Origin of the sequence: Rugamonas rubra, assembly GCF_900114705.1 — a bacterium.
Classification (GTDB): domain Bacteria; phylum Pseudomonadota; class Gammaproteobacteria; order Burkholderiales; family Burkholderiaceae_D; genus Rugamonas; species Rugamonas rubra.
Genome location: NZ_FOTW01000034.1, coordinates 47,479 through 57,425, shown reverse-complemented (window position 1 = coordinate 57,425; position 9,947 = coordinate 47,479). Strand labels below are relative to the sequence as shown.

General features: G+C 70.4%; 7 protein-coding genes. All 7 read right to left on the bottom strand.

Annotation, left to right across the window (positions count from 1 at the left end):
- Nucleotides 1–147: 147 nt before the first annotated feature.
- On the bottom strand, nt 148–438 hold the full coding sequence (locus tag BM252_RS27050; RefSeq protein ID WP_093390774.1) for a helix-turn-helix domain-containing protein: 291 nt from the start codon (nt 436–438) through the stop codon (nt 148–150).
- A gap of 113 nt (nt 439–551) precedes the next feature.
- Nucleotides 552–3,398: an O-linked N-acetylglucosamine transferase family protein gene (locus BM252_RS27045; RefSeq protein ID WP_093390773.1), complete on the bottom strand. Its 2,847-nt coding sequence runs from the start codon at nt 3,396–3,398 to the stop codon at nt 552–554.
- A 14-nt stretch (nt 3,399–3,412) separates the two neighbouring features.
- Nucleotides 3,413–4,177: an acyl-ACP--UDP-N-acetylglucosamine O-acyltransferase family protein gene (locus BM252_RS27040; protein ID WP_093390772.1), complete on the bottom strand. Its 765-nt coding sequence runs from the start codon at nt 4,175–4,177 to the stop codon at nt 3,413–3,415.
- 11 nt (nt 4,178–4,188) lie between these two features.
- Nucleotides 4,189–5,295: a DegT/DnrJ/EryC1/StrS family aminotransferase gene (locus tag BM252_RS27035; RefSeq protein ID WP_093390771.1), complete on the bottom strand. Its 1,107-nt coding sequence runs from the start codon at nt 5,293–5,295 to the stop codon at nt 4,189–4,191.
- Nucleotides 5,292–5,738 carry a sugar 3,4-ketoisomerase gene (locus BM252_RS27030; RefSeq protein WP_093390770.1) on the bottom strand — a complete coding sequence of 149 codons (447 nt, stop codon included), beginning with the start codon at nt 5,736–5,738 and terminating at the stop codon, nt 5,292–5,294. Before BM252_RS27030 ends, BM252_RS27035 begins: the two co-directional genes overlap by 4 nt.
- 21 nt (nt 5,739–5,759) lie before the next feature.
- Entirely contained in the window at nt 5,760–6,641 is an 882-nt protein-coding gene (locus tag BM252_RS27025) for a glycosyltransferase (RefSeq protein WP_093390769.1), read from the bottom strand.
- A 64-nt stretch (nt 6,642–6,705) separates the two neighbouring features.
- Nucleotides 6,706–9,882, bottom strand: coding sequence for an O-linked N-acetylglucosamine transferase family protein (locus BM252_RS27020; protein WP_093390768.1), 3,177 nt, complete (start codon nt 9,880–9,882; stop codon nt 6,706–6,708).
- Between the last annotated feature and the right edge of the window lie 65 nt (nt 9,883–9,947).

Sequence of the window (9,947 nt, the reverse complement as noted above, 5' to 3'; positions counted from 1 at the left end):
CGCGTTTACAACCGCTATCGATTGCTTAAGTCAACGGCATTAGGGTCAGACCCCAGCTCTTCGACTGTGGGGTTCGCCGGCCTCCCGGGCGCGTTGGAGATCCCTTAAAAATCTGCCTTGCGGATTAGCGCAGAGAATTTTCCGGGCCTAGCGGCGGCGCGGGTTGGCTACCGCGCACGGCACCATGCCCATGGGATGCAGCAATTTTTCGGCGGTCGCCAGCGTGGGGCTCGATTCTTCACGCTCGATGTCCTGCAGGGTCCTTGCCGACACGCCGCACAGCCTGGCGTACTCGGCTATCGTCAGGCGCAGGCTGGTGCGGATCTTGTGGATCACGGCGGGAATTGGCATGGCCGGGTCGGCGGCTAGCTCGTCGGCCAAGGCGCGGCGAGCCAGCAGTTCTTCACTGGGCGAACGCGGCTTGAAGCGTTTGTCCATCTGGATTGCTCCTACTGATAACGAATATTCCGATGATTATATACACAGTAAAGTATCATCAATATGCCTAAAAAGACGGCTATTAATGATATAAAAGTGTGTATGTACTTGGCTCAGTCGCTCAGCAACAGGCGGTAACCCTGCTGCATCAGGCGGCAAAGCTCGTCGATCTGCGCCTGGTCGGCGCCGAGCGTGGCGTGTGTGCCCGTGAGCAGGGCGGCCAGGGCGGCCAGGCGGCCCGCCAGCAGCGTCTTGAAGCGCGCCGCGTCGTCGGCCAGCAGGCCGTGGGCGTCGTACAACAGGTTCAGGCCCTCCAGTGCGCGCGCCAGCGTGCGCGCCGGGCCGCCGCCGGCATCGGCCGGCGCCGCCGGCGGCACATAGCTGCCCAGCTGCTGCGGCAGGTAGACGCAGTCGCGCCCGGCCAGCGCCGTCAGCAGCGTGGCCAGGCCGCCCAGCTGGTGGTACTGGCGGCCCTGGTAGCGGCCCAGCGTGGCGCCGATGTCGGCGCGGCGCAGCAGCATGGCGCCCGGCTCGCATAGCTCGGTAGCGGCCGCGCCGGCCTCGCCGCCGAGCAGCAGCGCCGCCAGCGAGGCGCCGCCGACCGCCGTGTCGATGCCGAACATGGGCTGGCCCGGCAGGTCGGCGCCGGCGCCGTCGCGCGGCTGGCGCCAGCACAGCACCAGGCCGATGGCGGGGTAGTCCAGGTAGCAGCGCAGCATGCGGGCCACCTTGTCGGCGTGCAGGGTCTCGCCGGCCTCGGCGCAGGCGAGGTACTGGCCCAGCGCCAGCGCCAGGCAGTGGTTCAGGTTGTCGGCCGGGGCCAGGCCGGCGGCGTGGCTGTAGCGCAGCCGCGGCATCGCGCCGTCGCCGTCGGCGCCGCGCAGATACGGCGCCAGCAGGGCGCGGCAGACGCCGTCGGCGCTGCTGTCGCTGACCACGATCTCGCACGGCGTGTAGCTTTGTGCCAGCGCGCTGGTCAGCGTCGCCAGCAGACCGTCGGCGCCGCTCACCGGCAGCAGGATGCTGACCAGCGGCGGCGGCAGCGGCAGCGCCAGGGCGAGCGCCGTCCCGCCGGCGCCCTCGGTGGCGTCGGAGTCGGCGCCGGCGTCGGCCGCCAGCAGGCTGCCGCGCGCCACACGCAGGTAGAGCCGCTCCAGGTTGCGCACGAAGCGCGGGCTGTCGAACAGCGCGCTGCTGTCGCGGTTGGCGGCCAGGCGGCGGCGCAGCGCGGCCAGCTCGGCCGGCGCGCCGGCCAGGCGCACCGCCGTGTCCTCGTAGTCCTGCACGCTGTCGGTGACCAGCTCGGGCAGGCCGACGGCGTGCAGCAGGCTGCCGGCCATGCGGCCGGCGAAGCTGCGCCCGGCGCGCGTCAGCAGCGGCAGGCCGGCCCACAGCGCGTCGCTGGCGGTGGTGCCGGCGTTGAAGGGCAGGGTGTCGAGGAACAGGTCGGCCGCCCGGTAGCGCGCCAGGTAGTCGGACGGCAGGGCGCGTTCGGCGAACACCAGGCGCTCGCTGGGCAGGCCGTGGCGCAGCGCGGCCATGCGCAGGTTGTCGCGCACCTGCTCGCTGTCGGCCACCAGCCACAGCACGCTGGCCGGCACGCGCTGCAGGATGCGCATCCAGCTGGCGAACTGTTCGGGGGTCAGCTTGTGGTTGTTGTTGAAGCAGCAGAAGACGAAGCCCTCGGCCGGCAGGCCGCAGTCGGCCCGGCTCGGGCGCGGCCCGACCAGGCGCTGGCGGTCGTTGACCTGGAAGGTGTCGGGCAGGTACAGCGGCTGCTCGCTGAAGTGCGGCGCCAGCGCCGGCGGCAGCACGAAGGGGTCGGCCAGCACGTAGTCGATGCTGGCCATGGCGCTGCTGCCGGGATAGCCCAGCCAGGCGATCTGCACCGGCGCCGGGCGCCAGGACAGGATGTCGTGGCGGGCGCCCAGGGTCAGGCCGTGCAGGTCGACCAGGATGTCGATCTCGTGCGAGCGGATGCAGCGCGCCGCCTGCTCGTCGCTCATCTCGCCGATGCGCACGTGCTGGTCCATGCCGTGCAGCACGCGGGCGCGCAGGCCGGAGCCGTCCTCGCGGCTCCAGCAGAAGCCGAACACCTCGACCAGGGCGCGGTCGTGCAGTTGGTACAGCTCGGCGGTGAGGATGGTCACGGCGTGCGCGCAGAAGTCGGACGACAGGTAGCCGACGCGCAGCCGGCGGTGGCGGTAGCCGCGCGACTCGGCCAGCGGCGCCACACCGGCCAGCACCTTGTCCTTGACGTAGCGGCGCGCGGCGGCCAGCTGCACGGCCGGGTCGTCGCTGGCGCTGAGCGTGGCCAGCGCCGAGGTGGCGCCGAGCAGCTCGGCCTCGCCCAGGCCGGGCAGCGGCGCCAGCACCGGCCAGGCGCACTGCTTCTGGCGCAGGTGGACCCAGTGGGTGATCACCGGCGCCTGCCGGGGATTCAGGCGCAGGCTGTCGGCGAAGGCCTGCTCGGCCTCGTGGTGGCGTTGCTGGTTCTCGCAGACGCGGCCGATGTTGTTGAGCAGCTGGACCTGCAGCGCGGCGTGGTTGGGCGCGGCCGGCTCGACCCGCTCCAGCGTCTGGCGCCACTGCTCGAGCGCGGCGTCGTAGCGGCGCGCCCGTTCGAGCAGCGAGCCCAGGCCGAGGCCGGCCTCGGTGAAGTCCTCGCGCAGCGCCAGGGCGGCGCGGTAGGACTGCTCGGCGCCGCGCTCGTCGCCGGCCTGCACCTGCAGCACGGCCAGGTTGTACCAGCCGGCGTACAGCAGCGGCGAGTCGGTGCGGCGCAGCCACAGGCGGTAGAGCGCGTCGGCCTGTTCGCCGCGGCCCTGGGTGGCCAGCATGCCGGCGATGCCGAACAGTTCGGCGATGGGCAGCTCGCCCAGGCCGGCCAGGGCGAAGGCCAAGGTGGCGGCCTCGGCCACGTTGCCGGCGGCCATGGCGGCGTTCAGCTGCTGGGTCATGGCGCCGGCCGCCGTTACGGCGGCGTGTCCTGCCCGTCCAGTTCGGCCGGCGCGTCCCAGCCGGCGGTGACCTCGGCCGGATAGCCGCGGCGGAAGTGCGTGGTCCACGGGTAGGCCGGCCGCTCCGTGCCGTCGCGCAGGTGGATGGTGCTGGTGTCGCACAGGTAGCGCGCCGGATTGCCGCCGACCACGGTGGCCGGGGCGACATCGCGGTGCACCTTGCTGGCGGCGGCGACCAGGGCGTGGCGTCCCACCTTGACGCCGGGCAGCACCACCGACATGGCGGCGATCGCGGCGTAGTCGCCGATCTGGCAGCCGAGCAGCAGGTTGCTCGGCGGGTGCGGGTCGTTGGTCAGCACCACGTAGGGGAACAGCCAGACGAAGTCGCCGATGGTGGTCATCTTGCCGATGAAGACGTTGGACTGGCAGCGCACGTGGTCGCCGATGGTGCAGTCGCCCTGGATCTCGTTCATGGTGCCGATCTGGAAGGCGACGCCGGCGGTGGTTTTTTCGCGCACGGTGACGCGGTGGCCGGTGACCAGCCGCTCGCCGAAGCTCGAACCCTGGTAGAACACCGAGTGCGAGCGGATGCGCGCACCGGCGCCGATGCGCAGCGGCAGGCCGTCGGCCAGCGGGGTCGGGTAGCCGATCTCGCAATAGGCGTCGATCACCGAGCCGGCGCCGATCTCGACGTTGGCGTGGATGATGCTGAACGGGCCGACGCTGACGTTGGCGCCCAGCTTGGCGCCGGGCGCGACGATGGCGCTGGGATGGATCATGGCGGCCCTCCTCAGGCGGCGAGGATGGCGCGCACGGCGTCGGCCACCTCGACGGCCTCGGCGTCCGTCATGGTCGGGCCGATCGGCAGGCTGAGCACCTCGCGGTGGATCGCCTCGGCCAGCGGCAAGTCGCCTTGGCGCAGGCCCATGGCGGCGTAGGCCGGCTGCAGGTGCGGCGGCACCGGGTAGTGGACGATGGTGCCGATGCCGCGCTCGGCCAGCGCCTTGGCCAGCGCGTCGCGGCCGGCGTGGCGCACCACGTACAGGTGCCAGACCGGTTCTGCCCACGCCGGCACGTGCGGCAGTTGCAGACCGGCGATGCCGGCCAGGCGCTCGTTGTAGATGGCGGCGATTTCGCGGCGGCGCGCGTTGTCGACGTCGAGCCGGGCCAGCTTGACGTTGAGCAGGGCGGCCTGCAGCTCGTCGAGGCGCGAGTTGTAGCCGGCCACCTCGTTGTAGTACTTGACCTTGGAGCCGTAGTTGCGCAGCGTGCGGATGCGTTCGATCAGCTCGGCGTCGTTGCTGGTGACGGCGCCGCCGTCGCCCAGGGCGCCGAGGTTCTTGCCGGGGTAGAAGCTGAAGGCGGCGGCGTCGCCCAGCTGGCCGGCGCGTTCGCCGTGGTAGCGCGCGCCGTGCGCCTGGGCGGCGTCCTCGATCACCTTCAGGCCGTGGCGCCGGGCCAGCGCGACGATGGGCGCCATGTCGGCCGTCTGGCCGTACAGGTGCACCGGCATGATGGCCTTGGTGCGCGGCGTGATGGCCGCCTCGAGGCGCGCCGGATCAAGGTTGAAGCCGCCCTCGACCGGTTCGACCGGCACTGGCGTGGCGCCGCAGTGGCTGACCGCCAGCCAGGTGGCGATGAAGGTGTTGGACGGCACGATCACCTCGTCGCCCGGGCCGATGCCGTAGGCCTTGAGGATCAGGAAGATGGCGTCGAGGCCGTTGGCCACGCCGACGCAGTGGCGGCTGTCGCTGTAGGCGGCGAAGGCGGTTTCGAAGGCGGCCGTCTCGCCGCCCAGCACGTACCAGCCGGAGTGCAGCACGCGCTTGAAGGCGGCCTCGAGCTCGTCGGCCTGGGACAGGTTGATCGCTTTCAGATCGAGGAAGGGAACGCTCATTTGGTGTCTCGCAGGTTGGTGCCGCCTTCGCGGTGGCGGTGGGCGGCGGCGACGAACTCGTCGTAGTCGTGGTAGTAGTCGTTCGGGTCGTACAGGGTCGAGGCCAGCACCAGGCACACCGCGCCGGAGGAGAAGTTGTCGACCTCGCGCCACATCATGCCGGGCACGTACAGGCCATGGTAGGAGCGGTTCAGCTGGATCTTCTTGCGGCTATAGCCGTCGTCGACGGTGATGTCGAAGCTGCCCGACATGGCGATGAACAGCTGCTGCAGCTCGATGTGGCCGTGGCCGGCGCGCGCCGAGCCGCCCGGCACGTCGTACAGGTAGTAGACCCGCTTGATGTCGAAGGGGATGTGGACGCCGCCCTCGATCACCGACAGGTTGCCGCGCGGGTCGTGGTGCTTGGGCAGGTCGATCAACTGGCATTGGTCGAGGATTTGCATGCTGGGCCTCCGGGGATGCGGTTAGTCGGCCGCCAGGGCGGCGCAGTAGTCGAGGTAGCGCTGGCGGGCGCGCGCCATCTGTTCGAACACGTTGCCCAGGCGGACGCAGACGGCGTCCACCTGCGGCCCCAGCTCGAGCAGTTCGGCGCGGCTGATCTGGCCGCCCTCGTGCGACACCATCAGCAGGTCGATGTAGTCGGAGAAGCAGTTGCCGAAGTTCGGGTTGGAGTTCGGGTTGGAGTTCGACTGCAGGCGCTGGTCGCGGCGGAAGTAGGTCAGCTCCTCGTCGATGTAGAAGGCGTTGCCGCCCTTGACCAGGTTGCAGTAGGCGGCGACGTCGGCCAGGCCGAGCGTGAAGTCGTGGCTGCCGATGCGGAACAGCTCGCGCCAGCCGATGTTCCACAGCTGCTCGCGGCGGAACATGATGCTGGTCAGCTCGCCGATGAAGTTGCACATGCCCAGCGCCATCGAGCGGTGCATGTCGCGCCCCGGCATGCTGCCGCTGGCCTGGTAGGGGCGGCGCGTCTCGGTGCGCTCGTTGTCCGAGTTGATCACCTGGCTGGCCGAGAACACCAGCTGGGTCTGCGGGTCCATGTTCATCACCGCCACCATGCGCTCGACGCAGAACGGGTGCAGGATGTCGTCGTCGAACAGCGGCTTGATGAAGTGGCCCTTGCCGGAGTAGAAGCAGGACAGCAGGTTGGCCTCGCGCAGCGCCGTGCTGCGCTGGTAGATCACGCCGGGGTAGCGGGCGCAGATGTCGCGGATCTCCTCGCTGGGGCAGTTGTCGCTGACCAGGATCTCGGTGTTCGGGTAGGTCTGGCCGATGGCCGACTTGAGGCACTGCTCGAAGTGGGCCGGCTTGTACGACGGGATGACGATGCTGACTTTTGGATGGCTCATGGAATGCGGTGCTCCTGGGGATGGGCCGCGCCGCCTTGGCGGGCGGCGCGGACGGCGGTCCGGCTCAGACGGCGACGAGGGCGAGGATGTACTGCCACGGCAGCGCGTCCTCGACGGCGATGACCGGGTCGATGCCGCTGGCCTGGGCCATCAGGCGGATCGCCGGCAGGTATTTCTCGCGCGCCGGCTCGTCGAGGATGCGGGCGCTGCCGCCGCTGACCTGGAAGCCGGCGCGCTGGAACATGTCGAGCATGGCGCCGCGGGTGAACAGGCGCAGGCGCGCCGGGTCGAGCGCGGCGCCGGGTTGGTAGCGCAGGTCGCCGGCGTTCAGGTGGGCCTGGGTGCTCCAGTGCTGGAAGTTGCGCATCGCCGCGATCAGGCGGCCGCCCGGCGCCATGTTGGCGCGGATCTTGGCCAGCAGGGTCCAGGGGTCGTTGAGCTGTTCCAGCGCCTCGTCGAGCACCCAGCAGTCGGCGCCCTTGACGTGGTCCCACAGCTCGGCGCCGGCGTGCTCGATGTCCTGGTTGAAGACGAACTCGCAGTGCGGCCGGGCGGCGTGGGCCAGGCCGGGGGCGCGTTCGATGCCGGTGTAGTCGCAGATCGGGTTGCGCGCCTTGTAGGCCTTGGCGAAGGCGCCGTCGCGGCAGCCCAGTTCGACCAGCTTGCCGGCCTCGAGCGGCACGAAGGACAGCAGGTCGGCGTTGATCTGCGTGGTGGCGGTCGGCATGTCGTAGTGGTAGCCGCCGGTGCGGATCACCGTGCCCTGCCAGTCGTGCTTGATGTAGACGCGCTTGGGGTCGCGGCTGAAGTCGTTGGAGACCCAGTCGATGGTGCCGATCAGCTCGGGGCGGCCGGCGCGGTGGATCGCCAGCATGGTGGCGATCAGCGGCGCGCCGTGCTTGATCGGCATCGGCCACTGGCGCACCACGTCGATGTTGGTCAGCATGCAGGCCGGGTGCAGGTAGCGCACCACGCCGTCGGCGCGGTCGTAGCCCTGCTCGTTGACCGGCTGGATGCCGCCGACGCCGTACATGCCGGGGCGCAGGTGGCTGCGCAGCGATTCGAGGAAGCCGGGGTTGACGATCTCGACGTCCGAGTCGAGGAACAGCACCTCGCCGTTCAGGCCGAGATGGTTGATGGCCCAGGCCAGGCCGGGGCCGTGGTGGATGTTGTAGCCGAAGGGGATGAACTCGACGTTGTCGAAGCGCGCGGCGACGGCGCGGATCTGTTCGGCCACGTCGGGGTTGGAGCCGTCGACGATGTAGACGCGGTTGGTGTAGAACTTGCGCAGCGAGCCGAGCAGCGCGGCGATCAGGTCGGGCGCGTTGTAGGACACGGTGATGATCGGGATGTCCTCGATCGGCGCCGGGGCGGCGTGCGACACGGCCGGCGCCTGCGGCGCGTGCGGCGCGGCCAGGCGCGGCGCGGCCGGCTTGGCGACGCGCTGCATCACCGCCTCCAGGTTGCGCACGAAGCGCGGGCTGTCGAACAGGGCGCAGGTTTGGCGCTGCTCGGCCAACTGGCGCTTCATGGCGGCGATGCGCTCGGGGTCGTTGGCCAGTTCGACGGCCAGCTCCTCGTAGGCGGCGAAGTCGTAGGTGATCAGCTGCGCCAGGTTGACGGCGCGCAGCAGGCTGCCGGCCATGCGCGAGGCGAAGGTGCTGCCGGCGCAGGTGAGCAGCGGCAGGCCGGCCCACAGCGCGTCGCTGGCGGTGGTGCCGGCGTTGAAGGGGTAGGTGTCGAGGAACAGGTCGGCCAGCTGGTAGCGCGCCAGGTACTCGGCCGGCACGGCGCGGGTGGCGAAGATCAGCCGGCTGCGTTCGATGCCGGCCTGCTCGGCGTGGCGCCACAGGTTCTCGCGCACCTCGTCGTAGTCGGCCACCAGCCACAGCACGCTGTTGGGCACGCGCCGGAGGATGGCCATCCAGACGCCGAACACCTCGGGGGTGAACTTGAAGTTGTTGTTGAACGAGCAGAAGACGAAGGCGTCGTCGGGCAGCTGCACGCTGGCGCGGCTGGGGCGGGCGGCGATCAGGCGCTGGCGGTCGTTGATCTGGAAGGTGTCGGGCAGGTAGAGCGGCTTTTCGGTGTAGTTGGCGGCCAGCTCGGGCGGGATGAGGAACTCGTCGGCCAGCACGTAGTCGACGCCGGGCAGGCCGGTGGTGCCGGGGAAGCCGAGGTAGGTCATCTGCACCGGCGCCGGGCGGAAGGCCAGGATGTTGGGCCGCGCGCCCAGGGTCAGGCCGTGCAGGTCGACCAGGATGTCGATCTCGTGGGTGCGGATGCAGCGCGCCGCCTGCTCGTCGCTCATGGCGTCGATGCGGATGTAGTGGTCCATCGCCTTGACCACGCGGGCGCGGATCGGCGAATGGTCCTCGCGGCTCCAGCTGAAGGCGTACACCTCGACCTTGCTGCGGTCGTGCAGCTCGTACAGCTCGGCGGTGAGGATGGACACGGCGTGCGAGCAGAAGTCCGACGACAGGTAGCCGATGCGCAGGCGCGGGTGGGCGTAGCCGTAGGCGCCGGTCAGCGGCGCGACGGCGGCGTTGACCTTCTCGTTGACGAAGCGGCGCGCGGCGGCCAGCTGCTGGGCCGGGTCGGCCGAGGCGCTGAGCATGGCCAGCGCCGAGGTGCCGTCCATCATGGTGGCGGTGGAGATGTGTTCGAGGCCGCTGTAGACCGGCCATTCGCACTGCTTCTGGCGCAGGTGCACCCAGTGGGTCATGACGTTGGCCTGCTGCGGGTCGACCCGCAGGCTGCGCGCCAGCATCGCCTCGGCGGCCGGGTACTGTTTGCGGATCTCCAGCAGGCGGCCCAGGTTGTTGAGCGTTTGCAGGTAGAGCGGGCGGTTGGCGCTGACGTCGGGCTGCACCGCCGGCGTGAGGATCTCGCGCCAGGTGGCCAGCGCCTCGTCGGGCCGATTGAGCCGCTCGAGCAGGGTGCCCAGGTTCAGGCGCGCCTCGACGAAGCCGGGGTTGAGCGCGATGGCGCGGCGGTAGATCGCCTCGGCGCCGAGGTCGTCGCCCGCCGCCGAGACGGTCACGGCCAGGTTGAAGCAGGCGGCGTAGGCCAGCGGCGTGACGGTGTGGTCGAGCCACAGCCGGTACAGGGCGATGGCGGCGTCGAGCTGGCCGTGCTCCTGCAGTTGGGCGGCGGCGCCGAACAGATCGGTGATCGACATGGCGCCGCTGGCGGCCAGTTGCAGCACGTTCGGGACGGTTTGGGAGGCTTGAGCGGTCATGGGCAGATGGCTGGTTGGTCGTTTCGGGCAGGCGCAAACTATCGGCGCGGCGGACGCCTAAAGGA

What these genes read in the sequence shown, in the direction of transcription:
- BM252_RS27030 (WP_093390770.1), bottom strand. Translation starts at nt 5,738, where the DNA reads ATGCAAATCCTCGACCAATGCCAGTTGATCGACCTGCCCAAGCACCAC.
- BM252_RS27025 (WP_093390769.1), bottom strand. Translation starts at nt 6,641, where the DNA reads ATGAGCCATCCAAAAGTCAGCATCGTCATCCCGTCGTACAAGCCGGCC.
- BM252_RS27040 (WP_093390772.1), bottom strand. Translation starts at nt 4,177, where the DNA reads ATGATCCATCCCAGCGCCATCGTCGCGCCCGGCGCCAAGCTGGGCGCC.
- BM252_RS27035 (WP_093390771.1), bottom strand. Translation starts at nt 5,295, where the DNA reads ATGAGCGTTCCCTTCCTCGATCTGAAAGCGATCAACCTGTCCCAGGCC.
- BM252_RS27045 (WP_093390773.1), bottom strand. Translation starts at nt 3,398, where the DNA reads ATGACCCAGCAGCTGAACGCCGCCATGGCCGCCGGCAACGTGGCCGAG.
- BM252_RS27020 (WP_093390768.1), bottom strand. Translation starts at nt 9,882, where the DNA reads ATGACCGCTCAAGCCTCCCAAACCGTCCCGAACGTGCTGCAACTGGCC.
- BM252_RS27050 (WP_093390774.1), bottom strand. Translation starts at nt 438, where the DNA reads ATGGACAAACGCTTCAAGCCGCGTTCGCCCAGTGAAGAACTGCTGGCT.